This window comes from Jatrophihabitans sp. (genome assembly GCF_051960575.1).
Lineage (GTDB): Bacteria > Actinomycetota > Actinomycetes > Mycobacteriales > Jatrophihabitantaceae > JBQCEE01.
This window is the reverse complement of sequence record NZ_JBQCEE010000394.1, coordinates 1-18,093: the sequence shown is the minus strand read 5'-3', so window position 1 is coordinate 18,093 and position 18,093 is coordinate 1. Positions and strand designations below refer to the sequence as shown.

15 protein-coding genes are annotated in these 18,093 nt (G+C 73.5%); 6 read left to right on the top strand and 9 right to left on the bottom strand.

Features of this window, described 5'->3' with window-relative positions; genetic code table 11:
* Window positions 1-1,706: phosphoketolase family protein (locus tag ACTHMS_RS22200; protein WP_440308837.1), on the bottom strand; the 1,706-nt coding region annotated here is incomplete at its 3' end.
* A gap of 145 nt (window positions 1,707-1,851) precedes the next feature.
* Here ACTHMS_RS22200 and ACTHMS_RS22195 point away from each other — a divergent pair.
* Window positions 1,852-2,046, top strand: a complete 195-nt coding sequence (locus ACTHMS_RS22195; protein WP_440308836.1) for a hypothetical protein — start codon at window positions 1,852-1,854, stop codon at window positions 2,044-2,046.
* An 18-nt stretch (window positions 2,047-2,064) separates the two neighbouring features.
* Here the strand turns inward: ACTHMS_RS22195 and ACTHMS_RS22190 are convergent, their stop codons facing one another.
* Window positions 2,065-4,125, bottom strand: a complete 2,061-nt coding sequence (locus ACTHMS_RS22190) for an NAD(+) synthase (protein WP_440308838.1) — start codon at window positions 4,123-4,125, stop codon at window positions 2,065-2,067.
* Window positions 4,126-4,284: 159 nt separating this feature from the next.
* Between ACTHMS_RS22190 and ACTHMS_RS22185 the strand changes: the two genes are divergently transcribed.
* The gene (locus ACTHMS_RS22185) at window positions 4,285-4,860 is read left to right on the top strand and encodes a hypothetical protein (protein ID WP_440308835.1); all 576 of its coding nucleotides are present in this window, start codon (window positions 4,285-4,287) and stop codon (window positions 4,858-4,860) included.
* Between the two features lie 15 nt (window positions 4,861-4,875).
* Here ACTHMS_RS22185 and ACTHMS_RS22180 read toward each other — a convergent pair whose 3' ends face one another.
* From ACTHMS_RS22180 to ACTHMS_RS22165, 4 genes are all read right to left on the bottom strand, one after another.
* Window positions 4,876-7,869 (bottom strand): type II toxin-antitoxin system Rv0910 family toxin, encoded by a 2,994-nt coding sequence (locus ACTHMS_RS22180; protein ID WP_440308834.1) that lies wholly within the window; start codon window positions 7,867-7,869, stop codon window positions 4,876-4,878.
* A 69-nt stretch (window positions 7,870-7,938) separates the two neighbouring features.
* On the bottom strand, window positions 7,939-9,150 hold the full coding sequence (locus tag ACTHMS_RS22175; RefSeq protein WP_440308833.1) for an MFS transporter: 1,212 nt from the start codon (window positions 9,148-9,150) through the stop codon (window positions 7,939-7,941).
* 61 nt (window positions 9,151-9,211) lie between these two features.
* Window positions 9,212-9,811: a TetR/AcrR family transcriptional regulator gene (locus ACTHMS_RS22170; RefSeq protein ID WP_440308832.1), complete on the bottom strand. Its 600-nt coding sequence runs from the start codon at window positions 9,809-9,811 to the stop codon at window positions 9,212-9,214.
* Window positions 9,808-11,586, bottom strand: coding sequence for an N-acyl-D-amino-acid deacylase family protein (locus ACTHMS_RS22165; RefSeq protein ID WP_440308831.1), 1,779 nt, complete (start codon window positions 11,584-11,586; stop codon window positions 9,808-9,810). Before ACTHMS_RS22165 ends, ACTHMS_RS22170 begins: the two co-directional genes overlap by 4 nt.
* 57 nt (window positions 11,587-11,643) lie before the next feature.
* On the opposite strand from ACTHMS_RS22165, the gene ACTHMS_RS22160 reads away from it, so the two are divergent.
* From ACTHMS_RS22160 to ACTHMS_RS22150, 3 genes are read left to right on the top strand one after another with little or no spacing between them, the layout of a single operon-like run.
* Window positions 11,644-12,036, top strand: coding sequence for a hypothetical protein (locus tag ACTHMS_RS22160; RefSeq protein ID WP_440308830.1), 393 nt, complete (start codon window positions 11,644-11,646; stop codon window positions 12,034-12,036).
* A 12-nt stretch (window positions 12,037-12,048) separates the two neighbouring features.
* The gene (locus tag ACTHMS_RS22155) at window positions 12,049-13,422 is read left to right on the top strand and encodes a hypothetical protein (RefSeq protein ID WP_440308829.1); all 1,374 of its coding nucleotides are present in this window, start codon (window positions 12,049-12,051) and stop codon (window positions 13,420-13,422) included.
* A 37-nt stretch (window positions 13,423-13,459) separates the two neighbouring features.
* Window positions 13,460-14,674, top strand: a complete 1,215-nt coding sequence (locus ACTHMS_RS22150; RefSeq protein ID WP_440308828.1) for a hypothetical protein — start codon at window positions 13,460-13,462, stop codon at window positions 14,672-14,674.
* Between the two features lie 20 nt (window positions 14,675-14,694).
* On the opposite strand, the gene ACTHMS_RS22145 is transcribed toward ACTHMS_RS22150, so the two are convergent.
* The 3 genes from ACTHMS_RS22145 to ACTHMS_RS22135 are packed head-to-tail and all read right to left on the bottom strand — an operon-like array spanning window position 14,695 to window position 16,800.
* Window positions 14,695-15,402 (bottom strand): FAD-binding oxidoreductase, encoded by a 708-nt coding sequence (locus ACTHMS_RS22145; RefSeq protein ID WP_440308827.1) that lies wholly within the window; start codon window positions 15,400-15,402, stop codon window positions 14,695-14,697.
* 3 nt (window positions 15,403-15,405) lie between these two features.
* Window positions 15,406-16,011, bottom strand: coding sequence for a sulfite oxidase-like oxidoreductase (locus ACTHMS_RS22140; protein WP_440308826.1), 606 nt, complete (start codon window positions 16,009-16,011; stop codon window positions 15,406-15,408).
* Window positions 16,012-16,035: 24 nt separating this feature from the next.
* The gene (locus ACTHMS_RS22135; RefSeq protein ID WP_440308825.1) at window positions 16,036-16,800 is read right to left on the bottom strand and encodes an IclR family transcriptional regulator; all 765 of its coding nucleotides are present in this window, start codon (window positions 16,798-16,800) and stop codon (window positions 16,036-16,038) included.
* A gap of 89 nt (window positions 16,801-16,889) precedes the next feature.
* Here ACTHMS_RS22135 and ACTHMS_RS22130 point away from each other — a divergent pair.
* Window positions 16,890-18,093, top strand: a 1,204-nt coding sequence (locus ACTHMS_RS22130; RefSeq protein ID WP_440308824.1) for a histidine ammonia-lyase, incomplete at its 3' end; no start/stop codon positions are given.

The window sequence follows — 18,093 nt, the reverse complement described above, 5'->3', positions numbered from 1 at the left end:
CTGAGGAGGCAGTTGGCGTCCGGGGGAAGATAGACGCGCACCACGTCGGCCTTCTTGTTGACGACGACGTCGAGGAAGCCGGGGTCCTGGTGGCTGAAGCCGTTGTGGTCCTGCCGCCAGACGTGCGACGAGAGCAGGTAGTTGAGCGAGGCGATCGGCCTCCGCCACGGAATGCCGCGCGTGACCTTCAGCCACTTCGCGTGCTGGTTGAACATCGAGTCGACGATGTGGATGAACGCCTCGTAGCAGTTGAAGAGCCCGTGCCGGCCGGTGAGGAGGTAGCCCTCGAGCCAGCCCTGGCAGAGGTGCTCGCTCAGCACCTCCATCACGCGGCCGTCGGGCGAGAGGTGCTCGTCGGTGGGCAGGCGCTCGGCCTCCCACACCCGGTCGGTCGCCTCGAACACGTCCTGCAGCCGGTTCGACGCCGTCTCGTCCGGGCCCATCAGCCGGAAGTTGTCGGGGTTGCGCCGGATGATGTCGCGCAGGTACTCGCCGAGCACCCGCGTCGCCTCGCTCAGCTCGGTCGCGGGGTGCGGCACGTCGACGGCGTAGTCGCGGAAGTCCGGTAGGTGCAGGTCGCGCAGCAGCAGGCCGCCGTTGGCGTGGGGGTTGGCGCTCATCCGCCGCTCGCCGGTCGGCGCGAGCGCGCGCAGCTCGGGCCGCAGCGCGCCCGACTCGGTGAACAGCTCCTCGGGGCGGTAGCTGCGCAGCCACGCCTCGAGCTGCGCGCGGTGCTCGTCGTTCGTCCGGGTCGCGGCCAGCGGCACCTGGTGCGAGCGGAAGGTCCCCTCGACCGGCAGGCCGTCGACCTCCTTCGGGCCGGTCCAGCCCTTCGGCGTGCGCAGCACGATCATCGGCCAGGCCGGGCGCCCGCCCGTGCCGTCGCCCCCGCGTGCGGCCTGCTGGATCGCGGCGATCCGGTCGAGGGCGGTGTCGAGCGTCGCGGCGAGGTCACGGTGCACCTGCGCCGGGTCGTCGCCGGTGACGAACAGCGGGTCGTGGCCGTACCCGCGCAGGAGGTCGGCGAGCTCGGCCTCGGGGATGCGGGCGAGCACGGTCGGGTTGGCGATCTTGTAGCCGTTCAGGTGCAGGATCGGCAGCACCGCGCCGTCGGTGACCGGGTCGACGAACTTGGTCGAGTGCCAGCTCGCGGCCAGCGGGCCGGTCTCGGCCTCGCCGTCGCCGACGACGCAGGCGACGAGCAGGTCGGGGTTGTCGAACGCTGCGCCGTAGGCGTGGGTGAGGGCGTAGCCGAGCTCGCCGCCCTCGTGGATCGACCCGGGGGTCTCCGGGGCGACATGGCTGGGGATGCCGCCGGGGAAGGAGAACTGCCGGAACAGCTTCTGCACGCCCTCCTCGTCCTCGGTGATGCTCGAGTACAGCTCGGTGTAGGTGCCCTCGAGCCAGGCGTTCGCGACCAGGCCCGGGCCGCCGTGCCCCGGCCCGGTGATGAAGATGGCGCTGAGGTCGCGGCGCAGGATCTGCCGGTTGAGGTGGGCGTAGAGCAGGTTGAGCCCCGGCGTCGTGCCCCAGTGGCCCAGCAGGCGCGGCTTCACGTGCTCGGCCGCGAGCGGCTCGTGCAGCAGTGGGTTGTCGAGCAGGTAGATCTGGCCGACCGAGAGGTAGTTCGCGGCCCGCCAGTAGGCGTCCAGCGCGGCCAGTTCGGCGTCGTCGAGCGCGAGTGGGAGTTCCGGTGCCGCAGTCATGCCCATCACCTTCCCGCAAGCGGTTCCGGGACATGCGGCCCGCACCACACTGTTCGTCCCAAGAGGGTCCCGTGTTCACCGTGCGCTGCGTCACATACCCGTCTCTGTATGGTCGAGATCACCTTCACCAGGCACAATCGTCGCCATGCCGCAGACGATCACGAAGCGCTCCGAGCCCTGCACCACGTGCGGGGGCGTCGTCATCACGATCGAGCGTCAGCCGATGCCCGGCCTGCTCAAGAGCTCGTCGCTGAAGAAGAGCACGGCGTGGAGCTGCCACGCCGACCACGCGTCGCCGATGGACACCATCGACGGCGACTGCCGCCACCACCGCGGCTGAGCCGCCGGCCGCGCCCGCTCAGTCGAGCACGGGGCCGTTCCGGTCGAGTTCCGCGAGCCACGCCGCGGCCGAGGCGTCGGACGGTGCCCGCCAGTCGCCACGCGGTGACAGTGCGCCGCCGGCCGACACCTTGGGGCCGTTCGGCAGCGCCGACCGCTTGAACTGCGCAAATTGGTAGTAGCGCTGCACGAACTCGCGCAACCAGCGGACGATCGTGGGCAGGTCGTAGGCGTGCCGCCCGTCGTTCGGGAAGCCGGCCGGCCACTCGCCGGCGTCCGCGTCGCGCCACGCGTGCCACGCCAGGAACGCGATGGTCGACGGCGCCAGGCCGTAGCGCAGCGCGTGGAACAGGAAGAAGTCGTGCAGCTCGTAGGGCCCGATGCGGTCCTCGGTGCTCTGCATCGCGCCGGTCTCCTCGTCCGCCGGCACCAGTTCGGGTGAGATCTCGGTGTCGAGGATCGCGGTCAGCAGCCGGCTGGTCTCGTGGTCGAACTGGCCGGTGCTCACCGTCCAGCGGATCAGGTACTGGATCAGCGTCTTCGGCACCCCGGCGTTCACCGCGTAGTGGCTCATCTGGTCGCCGACGCCGTAGGTGCACCAGCCCAGGGCGAGCTCGCTGAGGTCGCCGGTGCCGAGCACGAAGCCGCCGCGCTGGTTGGCCAGCCGGAACAGGTAGTCGGTGCGCAGGCCGGCCTGGACGTTCTCGAAGGTCACGTCGTACACCGGCTCGCCCCGCCCGGCCGGGTGGTCCATGTCCTGCAGCAGCTGCGTGGCGGCGGGGCGGATGTCGATCTCGCCCGCCGTGACGCCCAGCGCCTGCATGAGCGCCCACGCGTTGGCCTTGGTCGCCTCGCCGGTGGCGAAGCCGGGCATCGTGAAGGCCTGGATGTGGTCGCGGGGGATCCCGAGGCGGTCGCAGGCCTTCGCCGCGACGATGAGCGCATGGGTCGAGTCGAGGCCGCCCGAGACCCCGATGACCATGGCGCCGCCGCCCGTCGACCGGAACCGGCGCATCAGCGCGCTGACCTGGATGTTGAACGCCTCGTAGCAGTCGAGGTCGAGGCGCTCGGCCTTGTCGGGGACGAACGGGAAGCGACGCTGCGGCCGGCGCAGGCCGACGTCGCGACGGTGCGGGCGGTGCTCGAACGACACGGTGCGGAAGCGTCGTTCGGGGTGGCCCTCGAGCACGGCGTTGTCGTTGAAGGTGCCGGTGCGCAGCCGCTCGAGCCGCACCCGCGCGAGGTGGACGTCGGCGACGAGCAGCTGCGGCTCGTCGGCGAACCGCTCGGACTGCGCGACGACCGCGCCGAGCTCGTGGATGGTGCCCTGGCCGTCCCAGGACACGTCGGTGGTGCTCTCGCCGGCGCCCGCGGCCGAGTAGACGTAGACCGACATCGTGCGGGCCGACTGGGCGGCCGACAGGTGCTCGCGGTCGGCCGCCTTGCCGACGGTGATGTTGGACGCGGACAGGTTGGCGAGCAGCGTCGCGCCGGCCAGCGCCGCGTAGGACGACGGCGGGATCGGCGCCCAGTAGTCCTCGCAGATCTCGACGCCGACGACGAGGTCGGGCAGGTCGGTGGCGGCGAAGAGCAGGTCGGTGCCGAACGGCACCGTCTCGCCGGCGACGGTGATCTGCTCGCCGACGACGTCGCCGCCGGGGGCGAACCACCGCTTCTCGTAGTACTCGCGGTAGTTGGGCAGATAGGTCTTCGGGACGACGCCGAGGATGCGGCCGCGCGAGATGGCCAGCGCCGTGTTGTAGAGCCGATTGTTGCGGCGCAGCGGGGCGCCGACGAGCAGCAGCGGCGCGAGGTCGGCCGACGCAGCGCGCACCTGCTCGACCGCGTCCTCGACCGCGTCCAGCAACGCCTGTTGCAGGTGCAGGTCGTCGATGGCGTACGACGACAAGCCGAGCTCGGGGTAGACGACGACGTCGACACCCTGCTCGTGCGCCTCGCGGGCGAGGGCGATGGTGGCCTCGGCGTTGCGGGCCGGATCGGCGGTCGTCACGACGGGCGTCGCCGCGGCTGCCCGCACGAAGCCGTGCCGGTGGATGGAGCGGAAGTCGCGGTCGCTCATCGCCCGGTCACCGATGGCACGCACGACCGCTCGGCGGACGGCACCTCACGCACTGCGAGCATGCTCCGATCGTAGGGAAGGGGTGCGACGAAGACCCCATCCGTGGTCGCGCGGCGAATCCCTTGCATACTGCAAGCGAAATCCGGGAACAGGCATGACATGCCTGTTCACCCGATCCCGCAACCGCAGCTGCTCGACGCCCACCGAGTGCTCGACACCAGCCGCGACGACTTCACCGCCGACCACGAGCAGCGCGCCCAGCTGCTGCAGCAGGCGCTCGACGAGTCGTGCTCGTACGCCACGCAGCTCTGGGAGACGCTCGACAACGTGCGTTCGTACCTCGTCGAGGCGCTACCGCCCGACCCGCGCACCGCGAGCGGGCTGCACCAGCCCGTCGGCGCGCACCCGACCGGGCCCGACGACGAGGACGGCTGGAGCAAGTGGGGCACCGCCTACGCCGCGGCGACCTCGGTGCTCTGCGGCCCGCAGGGCGACCAGGGCTTCGGCCTGTCGGAGGCCAAGGAGGAGATGACCCGGCGCCGCGATGCGCCGACGGTGCGGCTGCGCGTCGACCACCCCGAGCTGCAGCACCCCGAGACCACCGCACCGGCAGCTCCGACCGCGTCGCCGGCGCACGCCGCGGCGGCGACTGCGGCGAGCTCGCCGGTCAAGATCGCCGGCCTGGCCGCGCTCGGCGTGCTGGCGCTGCGGGGCCTGTTCGCCGGCCGCCGCTGAGGCGCCGGGTCGGGCTCAGCGTCCCTGCCAGACCGGCGGCCGGTGCTCGGCGAAGGCGCGCACGCCCTCGGTGGCATCGGCCGAGAAGAGCGCGTCGGACGCGAGGTCGCTCTGCCGCTGGAACGCCTCGGCCGTCGACCAGTCGTGCCGCTCGGTGACGATGCGCTTGCTCAGCTCGACTGACAGCGGCGCGTTGGCCGCGATCGCCAGCGCCAGCGCCCGCGCCTCGGTCAGCGTCGTGCCCGGCGCGACGAGCCGGTTGATGAGGCCGAGCCCGTGCAGCCGGCGCCCCGGCATCGGGTCGCCGGTGAGCGCGAGCTCCATGGCCACGTGGTACGGCAACCGCTCGGCGAGACGCAGCACGCCACCGGCCGCCGCGACCAGGCCGCGCTTCGGCTCGGGGATGCCCCACTGCGAGTCGTCCGACGCCACGATGAGGTCGGCGCTGAGGGCGAGCTCGCAGCCGCCGGCGAGCGCATAGCCCTCGACCGCCGCGATGAGCGGCTTCGTCGGTGGCCGCTGGGCGATGCCGAGCGGGCCGCGTCGCTCGGTGAGCGGGTACTCGCCGCGGGCGGCCGCCTTGAGGTCCATGCCCGAGCAGAAGGTGCCCCCGGCGCCGGTGATGATCGCGACGCGGGCCTCGCGGTCGGCCTCGAAGGCGTCGACCGCCCGCTCGAGCGCCTGCGCGGTGGCGAAGTCGATCGCGTTCTTCACATCCGGGCGGTTCAGCGTGATCACGCACAGCGGGCCGTCCCACTCGGTGCGCACCAGCGGCTCGCGGGCCGAGCCCTGCCGCGCGGCCGTCGCGGTCTCGAGCTGCGCGCGGGCGACGGCGGGTTCGACGGCCGAGATGCCGAGCACCGTCGCGCCGTCGAGCTCGACGGTCTGGCCGAGCGGATCGGCGAGCGCGGCCGCGACCACCTCGGGGGCGCTGCTGCGGGCGAGCACCCGCTCGCCGGCGTCGGTGAGCGCGGTGAGGATGACGGCGTCGGGCTTCCCGTCGCGTCCGTAGGTGACGGTGTAGGCCTCGACGACCGCCGGTCCGCGATGGCCGGTGACCACCGCGCGGGGCGCCGGCCGGCTCATCCAGGCCCCAGCGTCGATCGCGCGGAACGGCTGGCGTGGTGGCCGTGCGGAGTAGATGCCGACGGCGTTCTTGGTCAGGTACCAGCCCACGGCGGTCGTGAGGCCGTACGCGTCGGGGTCGGCGCGCAGCAGCGGCACCATCGTCGCGATCGCGTGGCTGGTGTAGTTGTTGCCCGGCCCGCCGGCGAAGGTGAGCCCGCCGGTGACGGTGAGGTCGCGCTCGAGCGAGAGTCCCAGCTCGGACGCGGCGATCTGCACCGCCGACGGGAAGCAAGCGTAGAGGTCGACGTGGGTGAGGTCGCCGACGCCGATGCCGGCGTGCTCGAGGGCGGCGCGCCCCATCGCGCCGATCGCCGGGGCGGCGGCGAGGTCGGGCCGCTCGGTGACGAACCACTCCTCCTCGGCGTTCGCACCGGCGTGCACGAACACCCACTGCTCCTGGGGCACACCGGCCCGCTCGGCGGCCCACGCGCTGGCCACGACGATCCCGGTGGCGAGGTCGACCTGCAGGTTCGCGTTCAGCAGCTTGGGGTAGGGGTCGGCCACCGGGCGGTTGTCGGCCGACGGTGTCGCGAGCTCGTCGGCCGAGTACTCGCGCGGCAGCACCGCGTAGGGGTTTGCGGCCGCGACGCTCGAGAAGCGCGACCAGAGCGCACTGATCCGCGCGAGGTGGGTCGCCGGGTCGGTGCCCTGCTTCGCGCGGATCGCGTGCTCGATGAGCGGGTACACCGGGATCGGCGCCACCAGCCCGACCTCGTCCTCGGCGTCGGTGCTCGCGACCTTGTCGACGCCGATCACGCGGGTCGGGGCGACGTCGTCGGGCTGCGTCGTCCAGTCGAGCGACACCCCCTGCTTGTCGGCGAGGGCGGCACTCGCCGCCGCCTCGGCGCCGCCGAGCAGCGCGATGTCGACCAGGCCCTGCGCGATGTCGTCGGCGGTCGCGTTGAGCAGCCGCTGGCCGCCGTCGCCGCCGAGCTTGGCGGTCTGCACCGTCTCGCGCGGTGCCAGGCCGAGCAGCTGCGCGATCACCGCGGCCTCGTCCTGGTACGACCAGCTCGCGCTCGCGACGCAGCGCACCGAGTCGGCCCGCTGCAGCAGGTTCGGCACGCCGGTGTCGGCGGCGGCGCGGCGCAACGCCTGGGCGGCGAGCTCGGCCGGCTCGCGCAGGGCGTCGAGGCTCGGGGTGCGCTCGACGTACTGCCCGACGCCGACGATCACGGGTGTCCACGGGTCGATGTCCTGCCCAGACCGGTGATGGCGGATCGGCGCGGGCTTGTCGCGCAGGGGAGCGGGACGGGCCGGCCTCGGTGCGGGGGCGGGACGCGAGGGTTCGGCCGGTCCGCCGCCGGCGAGCAGGGCGGCGAGCTTGGTGAGACTGGTCGACAGCGAGTCCTGGACGTTGCGAGTGAGCATCGGTCCGACCGGGCCGCGCAGCGGCTCGCCGTCGAGCACGCCGTCGCAGCGCAGCAGGCTGCCGGTGCCGTGCGGCGTCACGCTGTAGGCGACCCCGAGGGAGACACCGGCCGGGCCGCGGCCCTCGAGCACGAGGCGGTGCGGGGCGTCGAGGGCGAGCACCGTCCACACGACCTTGGCCGGCGTGCCCATCAGCTTGACCTTCTCGGCGACTGAGGCGCCGACACTCGCGCGGCCGGGCGCCCCGCCCGACCAGCCGTCGTGGAAGGTGAGCCAGCCCGCGTAGCCGTCGAGGTCGGTGAGCGTCGCGAAGACCCGCTCGGGTGACGCGTCCAGGGCAGCGGTGACCGTCAGCGACCGGGCGAAGTCGGCCCAGGCGGCCGGCAGCTCGACCTCCGGCGCGACCGGCTGGTCGGCGGGCTCCTGGCGGGTGAGCCGGCCCAGCTGGTCGGCCACCACGGCCCGACCGAACTGCAGCGCGGCGGTGAGACGGCGGGACGGCGACGGCATCGCGGTGCTCCTCGGCTCGGCGTCGAGATACAGACCGTACGGCAGGTTTGTTGTCCGCCGCCGCGGGCGTCAGGCGACCGTGACGAGCGCCGCTCCGGCCGTCGTCGCCGTCTGTCGGGCGCGCAGACCGACGGCGAACGTGACGAGACCGAGCACGGCGAGGCCGGCGCCGACCAGGCTCGGTGCGCGGTAGCCCCACCCGGCCGAGATGACCACGGCGCCGAGCGCGGCCCCGAGACCGTTCGCGACGTTGAGCGCCGAGTGGTTCAGGGCGGCGCCCAGCATGCGGGCGTCGCCGGCCGCGTGCATCAGCCGCACCTGCAGGCTGATCGCCAGCACCGACCCGAGCGCGGCGATGAGGAAGACGGCGGCGAGCACCGCACTCGCATGGCCCGCGAGGGCGGCGAAGGCGAGCAGCGTGGCGATCGAGGCGACGAACCCGCCGAGCACCGTCCGCTCGACGTCCCAGTCGGCGAGGCGTCCGGCGATGACCGTGCCGGCCACCGAGCCGAGACCGAAGGCGAGCAGGAACCACGGGATCGTGTGCCTCGACAGCCCGGTGACGCCGGTGACGATCGGCGCGATGTAGCTGTACATGGCGAACAGGCCGCCGAAGCCGACCATGCCCGCGCCCGCGGCGAAGAGCACCTGCGGGCGGCGCAGCGCCTGCAGTTCGCGGCGCGGGCTGGCGTCGTCGTCGCGGGGTACGTGCGGCACGAGGGTCACGACGAGCAGCGCGCTCAGGGCGGCGATGCCCACGACCGTCCAGTACGCGCTGCGCCACCCGAGGTGCTGCCCGAGCCAGGTTCCGACCGGCACGCCGGCGACCGTCGCCACGGACAGGCCGAGCATCACCGAGCTGACCGCACGCCCGCGGAACTCCGGCGCCACCAGCGACGCCGCGATGAGCGTCGCGACGCCGAAGTAGGCGCCGTGCGGCAGGCCGGCCAGGAACCGGGCCGCCATCATCGACCAGTAGGTCGTCGCGAGGGCGGTGGCCGCGTTGCCGAGGCCGATGAGCAGGATCAGGGCCGCGACGAGACCGCGTTTCGGCAACCTCGCCCCGAGCGACACGATGACGGGAGCACCGACGACGACCCCCGCGGCGTAGGCGCTGATGATGTTGCCGGTGCGCGGGATGGACGCCGCGATGCTGTGCGCGACGTCGGGCAGCAGGCCCATCGTGACGAACTCGGTGGTGCCGATGGCGAACCCGCCCAGCGCGAGGGCCAGCAGGGCGAGCCGGACGGCGGGACTGCGAACGTCACGGGCAGCGGTCACTGGCGTCACAATATCGGTCCCGCGGACTTTGTTCCGGCGCTGGACGAATCCGGTGCGCCGGTCACACGCGTCCGGTGACGATGGCGCCGACCAGCTCGCCGACGGCCGTCAGCCGGGCGCGTTCCAGGTCGGGACGCGGGTAGACCGCGTGCAGCAGCGCCTCGCCGTCGAGCAGGTGCAGCACGCTCGTGACGACGAGTCGCAGCCGGTCGTCCGGCACACCGTCGCCGCCGTACTCGTCGCTCGCGGCGGCCTCGATGCCGTCGTAGAAGCGGGTGATCGCCGGCGCGAGCCGGTCGCGCAGCTCCGGCTCGGTGCGGGCGGCGACGAGCAGTTCGAGCCAGACGCTGTTCACCGCCGAGCGGATGCGGTCGCGGACGAAGAGCAGCTCGTCGTCCAGGGTGGTCTGCGGCCCGCGGATCGCTGCGAAGCTCTCGAGGTGCCGGCGCCCGACCTCCTCGGCGGCAGCGACGACGAGATCCGTGCGCGTGTCGAAGTGCCGGAACAGCCCGCCCTTCGACACGCCCGCCCGGACACAGATCTCGCCGACGGACGCGCGGTGGTAGCCGACCTCGGCGATGGCGCCGATCGTCGCCTGGATCAACTTGGCGCGGGTGCCCTCGCGCCGTTCGACCTGGGTGCGTGGCCGGGGTGCGCTCACGCGCCGGTGCCGCGGGCGCGCAGGAAGCGCCCGGTGCGCTCGCGGCCGAGGGCGGCCGCCGGCTCGCCGCCGGTGAAGACCGGCGTGCCGTTGACGAGCACCGCGGTGACCGCGGGGCTCGGCGGGTTGACCATGCGCGGCAGGTTGTCGAAGGCGGGCACCGGTGCCTCGGCGTAGTCGTCGAGGTCGGCCCCGAGCTTCGCCGGGTCGAGCACGAGCACGTCGGCCCGGTCGCCGACGCGCAGGTGGCCCGCGTCCAGGTCGTACCAGTCGGCGAGCTCGCCGGTGAGCCGGTGCACGGCCCGCTCGATCGGCATGACCGGGCGCCCCGCCCGCTCGGCGTCGTGCATGCGGCGCAGCAGCCGCAGCCCGAAGTTGTAGAACGCCATGTTGCGCAGGTGCGCGCCGGCGTCGCTGAACCCGATCTGCACGCCGGGGTCCTTCGCCAGCTGGTCGAGCACCTTCGGCCGGTGGTTGCTGATCGTCGTGCGCCACCGCACCTTGGTGCCGTGCTCGACGACGAGGTCGAGGAACGCGTCGACGGGGTGCAGGCCGCCCCGGTCGACGCCGACCTGGCCGAAGGTCTTGCCGATAATAGACGAGTCGGGGCAGTCGACGATCTCGGCGTCGAAGAAGTCGCGGTGCCAGACACGCATGCCGAACTTCGCGTCGTAGTCCTTGCGGAAGCGGCGGCGGTAGGCCTCGTCCTGCAGCAGGGTGTTGCGCTCGACCTGGTCGGCGAGGTGCAGCGCGGCGGCACCCGACCCGAACTCCTCGAAGATCACCAGGTCGATGCCGTCGGCGTAGACCTCGAACGGCACCGGCAGGTGCTGCCACTTCAGGTCGCCGCCCAGCGCCGACGTCAGGCGGGCCGACGGGCCCATGATCCGGACGATGAACGGGTTGGCCTTGAGGTCGGCCGCCGAGAGCAGGCTGGTCTTGAGGCGGCCGCCGCCGAACGGCAGCGTGCCGAGCACCATGCGGGCGATGCTGCGGGGGTCCTTGATGTCCGGGCCGCCCTGCAGCACGCGTCCGCGCTCGCGCAGCACGGCCTTGAGCCGCTTGCGCTCGCGGCGGCCGGCGTACGTCGACGGCAGCGTGCGCGACCGGCACACCTCGCCGTCGAGCTTGTCGAAGAGCAGCTCCTGGCTGGACATGCCGACGAAGCCCTCGTCGAGCGCGGCCACCAGGTTCGCCTGCATCTGCACCAGCTCGGCCTCGGTCGGGCGCACCTCGCGCCGGGTGGCGCGGTCGAGGCCCATCGCCGCGGCGCGCAGGTCGCTGTGGCCGATGAACGCGGCGACGTTCGGCCCGAGGGGCAGGGCGTCGATGGCGGCGGCGTACTCGCCCGCGGTGCTCCACGGGCGTTGCGTCCGGGCCTGCTCGAGCGCGCTGATGACGAAGTGGCGGGGGATCGCCTCGACCCGGCCGAAGATGTCCCCGGCCGTGGTGGGGTCGACGTGCACGGTCGAGAGCGAGCACGACCCGATCAGCAGTGTCGTGATGCCGTGGCGCACCGACTCGGGCAGGGCGGGACCCTGCAGCACCTCGATGTCGTAGTGGGTGTGGATGTCGATCAGGCCCGGCAGCACCCACTGCCCCGCAGCGTCGACGACGGTGTCGCACCCGGATTCGTCCAGGGCGGTGGGGGACACCGCGGCCACGCGGCCGTCGCGGATGCCCACGTGCCGCACGGCCGACGGGGCGCCGGTGCCGTCGAACCAGCGGCCCGACTTGATGATGACGTCGAACGGTGCGGTGGTCGGCGCGGTCATGGCGAGATAGAAACCGATCGGTCGCTAAGTGTCAACCCCCGCGGTACGCTCACGATCATGTCGACGAGGCCGGACGGAGACGGTGGCGGCGGCGACCTGGTGATCGACGCCGATGCCATGGCGGCGGACGCCGACCGGCTGGGTCGGGCCGCCGAGGCGGTGAGCGGTGCGCGCGACGGACTCAACGCGGCGTGGAAGTCGGCCGGCAGCGCCTTCGGCAGCACGCCGGTCGCGGCGGCGTTCGAGGAGTTCTGCCAGACCTGGGTGACCGGCACGGACACGATCGCCACCTGGACGCAGTACCTCGCCGAGTACACCCAGCAGGTCGCGAACGCCTTCGGCGCCACGGACACCGCGCTGGCGGCCGGTGCCCGCGCGATGTACTCCCGGTCGGCCCTGCCCAAGCCGGGGGTGCACTACCGGGCGCCCGACACCCGGAACCTGGCCTGACCCGTGGTCGGCATGAAGTCCTTCCCCGACGTGGACCCCGCCGAGGTCACCGCGTCCGGGCAGCGTGTCCAGCGCGCGGCGGCCGAACTCGTCACCGCCCGCGGCCAGGTGCAGGCGGCGGCCGGCACGACGTCGTGGTCGTCGCCGAGCGCACGGCCTGCGTGGGACGACAGCGTGAGCGCGCGCTCGTCGGACATCGCCAACGCCCACGAGGTGCTCGAGCACATCGGCAACGTGCTGCGCACGACCGGGGCGGAGCTGGCGCGGGCGCACGCCGACTACCAGGCCGCGCAGCTAAACATCCTGCTGTTCAGCCCCGATCCGCGGGTCGGACACGTCACCCAGGTCGGCGGCATCCTGATGCCCGACGACAAGCCGGTCGACCAGCACGCCCTCGCGGCCTACGAGGCGCAGGTACGCAAGGCGAACGCCGCGGTCGACGACGCCGAGTACGTGCTCGCGCTGTGCGCCCGCGAGCTCATGTCGGTGACCGGCGCGGTGAGCTTCGCGCCGCCGCCCGCCGGCGGGGCGCCGCCCGCGGTCGACCCGAAGACCATGACGGTCATCCCGTTCGCGCCGGCGTTCGGGGCTCCGGCCGGTGCCCTCTACGTCAACGGCGTGCCGGTGCAGTTCGTCCGCGGGCAGAAGTTCGAGGCGCAGATCCTGCGCGACCTCGGCATCACCAGCCAGGCGAAGGAGTTCTTCCGCCCCGACGCCAACGGCAACTACAACCTGCCACGCACGCGGACGGGGCTCGTCCGCGGCACCTTCCCCGACTCGATGCGCGCGGGGCTGCTGGAGATCAAGTCCGGCAGCACCGAGGTCACGATGAAGATGCCGCAGATCCAGATCCAGCGGTTCATCGCCCGCACCCTCGGGGTGCGCTGGAACATGATCGTGTCCCGCGAGACGCCGGTGAGCAGCGACGTCATGCGCGCGGTCGGCGCGACGGGCGGCAGCGTGTACGAGGAGGTCGAGGGCGAGCCCGGCACCTTCTACGACCGCATCCACCAGGAGTTCGTGAAGCTGCGGGCGCAGGCCGGCGCGTCCGCCCGCGAACTGGACGTGCGGCCGCTCGACGACCAGGAGACCAGCGACCTGCGGGCGCGCATCGCGGCCCGCCTGCGTCTCGAGCACGCGACGGGCGACGACCGCGACGCAGCGCCGCCCCCGGCGCGGGGGCCGTCGGCGCCGTACGTCGACGAGGAACAGCTCGACGAGGCATGGGCCAAGGCCGACATCAGTCCCGAGGGCGACACGCCGTTGCCGGGGCTGCCGGGCGAGCCGGCCGAGCCGGGCGAGCCGATCGCACCCGTCGAGCCGGTCGAGCCGGTGGAACCGGTCGAGCCGGTGCTGCCGCTCGGCCCCGAGGAGCTGCTGCCGTGAGCCTGCGCCGCGACCGCGTGCGCGAGGATGGCACGCGATGACGACGGATCTGATGCTGGTCTCGCGCCGGCCACCCACGATGGACGACCTGCGTGCGGCGGTCGCGACGACGCCGGCGCTCGGCCGCGCCGAGGTGGTCGGCGACTTCGCCGACGACCCGTTCGTCGAGGTGAGCGCCGAGGTCAGCGGCGGCGGCCTGCTGCTGCAGGCGCTGCGTCCCTCGGTGAGCATGACCACGGCGGCCGACCCGTACACCGTCGACCTCGGCCTCGCGCCGCCGCTCGACGCCGACGGGCACTGCCACCTCACCGGCATGACGATGTCCGGGCAGGCCGGCGAGGACGAGATCCGCGCGGTGATGGGGCTGGTCGCCTCGGTGGCGCAGCGCTGCGACGGGTTCCTCGTGGCGAACGGCGAGTACACGCCGCTCGACGGCGTGCCCGAGCCGCGCCGGGTGAGCCGGATCGCGCCGGTGCCGTCCCAGCCGCCGCCGGCGCGGGCCTTCGTCGAGGCGTTCCTGACCCGCGCGGCCGACGGCGAGGCCGGTTGGCGCGACAGCACCGCGCTGCTGCGGGTCGTGCTCGACGGGCTCGCCGACCTGCGTCCGCAGCTGATCGAGATCGACGGCGAGTGGCGCCCGTTCCTGCCGGGCGACCCCGTGCCGGCGTGGTGGCCGGATCCACAACGGCTGTTGACGCCCGACCCGTACGTCACCTGGCGGCTCGCGCCGGCCGCGGGTCCGGCGCAGCGCTACACCCAGCTGTCGGCCGAGGGCGACCTCGATCCTGATGCGGCCGAGCGGTTCGTCGGCCGGCTCGTCGAACTGGCCGGCGCCGACCTCGACTACGGGCTCGTGCACGCCTGGCACCCGGACGAGCAGCACGGCCCGATCGGGCTGCGGGTCGGCGCGGCGGGGCCGTGGATGCTGTTCAACGACCGCGATCCGGCGCAGTACCTACCGACGCTCTGGTGGGCGCAGGTCTTCGGGCCGCCGTGGGTCGAGCTGTTCGGACGCGACGTGCTCGCGGCGACACCGGCGCACCGGGTCGAGGAGGTCGCGCCCGGGCACTGGCTGGTGCAGCTCACCGAGCACCTCGCCGACGTCGTCGACGACCACGAGCGGTTCGCCGCGGTGCGGGCGAAGGCGATCGAGCACCTCGGCGCCGACGCGTTCTTCGACCCGGCGGTCGGATCGCGGGGCACGTACCGGGCCGCCTCGATCCCGACACTGCGTGAGCGCGGCCTGGCCTGACCGCCGGGCCGGTGCGGCGGTCAGCCGCTCGGGCCGAAGCGCTCGACCCGGATGCGGTGGTCGGCAACCCCGAGGCCGGTGAGCAGGTCGGTCGCGCCGTCGGCGAACCGCGCCGACCCGCAGACGAAGCAGGGGCCCTCGGCCGGTACGAGCGGGGCGAGTTCCTGCGCGGTCAGCCGACCGGCGGCGCGACCGGAGTCGGCGTCGGCGCGCGAGAGGGCGATGAGCGCGCCGGCCGCGGCGAGCTCGTCGGCGTAGGGCACGCGGTCGATGGTCGCCGCGCTCACGGCCAGGTGCAGCAGGTCCGGCCGGCCGAGGTCGCGTGCGTGCCGCAGCATCGAGACCAGCGGTGCCGCGCCGGACCCGCCGGCGACGCCGAGCGCGGGCGTGTCGCCGCGCCAGACGAACCAGCCGCCGATCGGCCCGCGCACCTCGAGCTCGTCGCCGACCTCGGCCACCTCGGCGAGGAACGACGACACCTCGCCGCCGTCGAGCCGTTCGACGTAGCACTCGAGCAGCGGGTCGGACGTGGGCGACGCGATCGAGTACGAGCGCTGCGCGACGTAGCCGTCGTCGGCGGTGAGCCGGATGACGTAGTGCTGGCCCGGCAGGTGGTCGATGCGGTCGGGCACCTCGAGGCGCAGCACCACGGCGTGCGGCGAGGGGTGCTCGACCGAGCGCACGGTCGCCGTGCGCCAGGCGCCGGTGGGTGCGGCTGCTGCGGTCACCCCTCAGTCGCCCTGGTAGCGCTGCTCGCGCCAGGGGTCACCGAGGTCGTGGTAGCCGTTGCGCTCCCAGAAACCCTGCTTGTCGTGCTCGAGCAGCGTCAGCTTCGTGACCCACTTGGCGCTCTTCCAGAAGTAGAGGTGGGGCACGAGCAGCCGCACCGGCCCGCCGTGCTCGCGCGGCAGCGGCTTCCCCTCGTGCGTCCAGACGATCCACGCCTTGCCGCCGGTGATGTGCTCGAGCGGCAGGTTCGTCGTGTAGCCGGTGGTCGAGGTGACGAAGACGTAGGCGGCCTCGGGTCTCGGCGCCACCGCTTCGAGCAGGGTGTCGAGCGAGACACCGCCGAAGCTGGTGCCGAGCAGTGACCAGGTGGTCACGCAGTGGATGTCGCCCTCGTACTCCGACTGCGGCAGCAGGTGCAGGTCCTGCCACGTCCAGGTGTGCTCGCGCTCGACGATGCCGTCGACCGTGAGGGTCCACCGGTCGGGGTCGAGCCGGGGCGTCGCCTCGGCGGTGAGCACCGGCCAGTCGCGTCCGGTGTCGTACTGGCCGGGAGGCAGCCGCGGGTCGCGGGTGCTGCGCGAGCGTCCGGTGAATCCGCGGGTGGCCATGCCGTCGAACCTAGCGCGGCCGGCTCAGCCGCGGTGGCCGCCGAGGCGCGACGCGATGGTGCGGGCGGTGCGGGTGACCTGCTCGGCGAGGGCGGCCCGCGCCGCCTCTGGCACCTCGACCGAGGCGAAGGTCAGCGCCACGGACGCGACCGGGTAGTCGTTGTGGTCGAGCACCGCCACGCCGACCGAGGCGAAGCCGGGCGTCACCGTGCCGTCCTCGTCGGCCCAGCCGCGGCGGCGGCCGGCGGCGAGCACCGGGCGCAACGCCGACAGCGACGTCGGCCCGGCCCCGTGCCGCTGCACGAACGCCTCGGGATCGGCGAAGAGCGCCCGCACCTGCGCCGCAGGCAGGGCCGCGAGGATCGCGCGGCCGCTCGCGGTGAGGTGGGCGGGCAGGCGCACGCCGACATCGGTGATGAGCGGGGCGCGTCCGCGGGCCCGTTCCTCGAGGACGTAGACGACCTCGGGGCCGTGCAGCACGGCGAGGTGGCCGGTGTGGCCGGTGCGGTCGACGAGCGCGCTCAGGGGCAGGCGGGCGAGCCGCTGCAGGGGTGCCTGCCGGCTGTAGCCGGTGCCGAGTTCGTACGCGGCGAGCCCGAGCCCGTAGCGCCGCTGGTCGGCGAGGTGGGTGACGAAGCCGGCGCCGACGAGCGTGTCCAGCAGGTGGTAGGTGGTCGAGCGGGGCAGTCGCAGGTCGCGCGCGATCGACGAGGCGGGCACCGGCGCGGCCTGGTGCGACAGGTGCTGCAGGATCCGCAACGCCTGTTGAGCGGCTGGGACGGTCGCCACCGGGCCAGTCTAGGGCTGTGTCTCGGATCCGAGACAGTTTCGTACCGCGCGGTCTGGTCGACGGGGCGCTGCTCCGATGCCATGGACGCATGCACGAACGCGTCGTCGTCAGCACCGGTCCGCTGTCCGCCGCCGACGTCGTCGCGGTGGCGAGGCACGACGCCCCCGTCGAACTCGACGACGCGGCGCTCGAGGCCATCGCGGCCAGCCGGGCCGTGATCGACGACCTCGCCGCCGACACGACGCCGCACTACGGCATCTCGACCGGCTTCGGCGCGTTGGCCAACACCAGCATCGCCCCGGAGGACCGCGCGCGGCTGCAACTCAGCCTCGTGCGCTCGCACGCGGCCGGGTCGGGGCCCGAGGTCGAGCGGGAGGTCGTGCGGGCGCTGATGCTGCTGCGGCTGTCGACGATGGCGACGGGGCGCACCGGCGTGCGTCCCGGGACGGCGCGCACCTACGCCGCGATGCTGAGCGCCGGCATCACCCCGATCGTGCACGAGTACGGCTCGCTCGGGTGCTCGGGCGACCTGGCGCCGCTCGCGCACTGCGCCCTCGCGGCGATGGGCGAGGGCGACGTGCACGTCGACGGGCGTCGTGTGCCGGCGGCGCGGGCGCTCGCCGACGCGGGCATCGCGCCGCTGTCGCTGCACGAGAAGGAGGGGCTGGCGCTCATCAACGGCACCGACGGCATGCTCGGCATGCTGCTGCTCGCGCTGGCCGACCTCGAGGTGCTGGTCGCCACGGCCGACATCACCGCAGCCATGAGCGTCGAGGCGCAGCTCGGCACCGACGCCGTCTTCCGGGCCGACCTGCAGGCGTTGCGTCCGCACCCGGGACAGGCCGCGAGCGCCGCCAACCTCGTCGCGCTGCTGGCCGGCTCGGCGATCATGGCCTCGCACCGCGGGCCGGGCTGCACGCGCGTGCAGGACGCCTACTCGCTGCGGTGCTCGCCGCAGGTGCACGGCGCGGTGCGCGACACGATGGCCCACGCGCGCACGGTCGCCGACCGCGAGCTCGCCGCCGCGATCGACAACCCGGTCGTGACGCCCGACGGCCGGGTCGAGAGCAACGGCAACTTCCACGGCGCGCCGATCGCCTACGTGCTCGACTTCCTGGCCATCGCCGTCGCCGACCTGGCCTCGATCGCCGAGCGGCGCACCGACCGGTTCCTCGACAAGGCCCGCAACCACGGCCTGCCGCCGTTCCTGGCCGCCGACGCCGGGGTCGACTCCGGGCACATGATCGCCCAGTACACGCAGGCTGCGCTCGTGTCGGAGCTCAAGCGCCTCG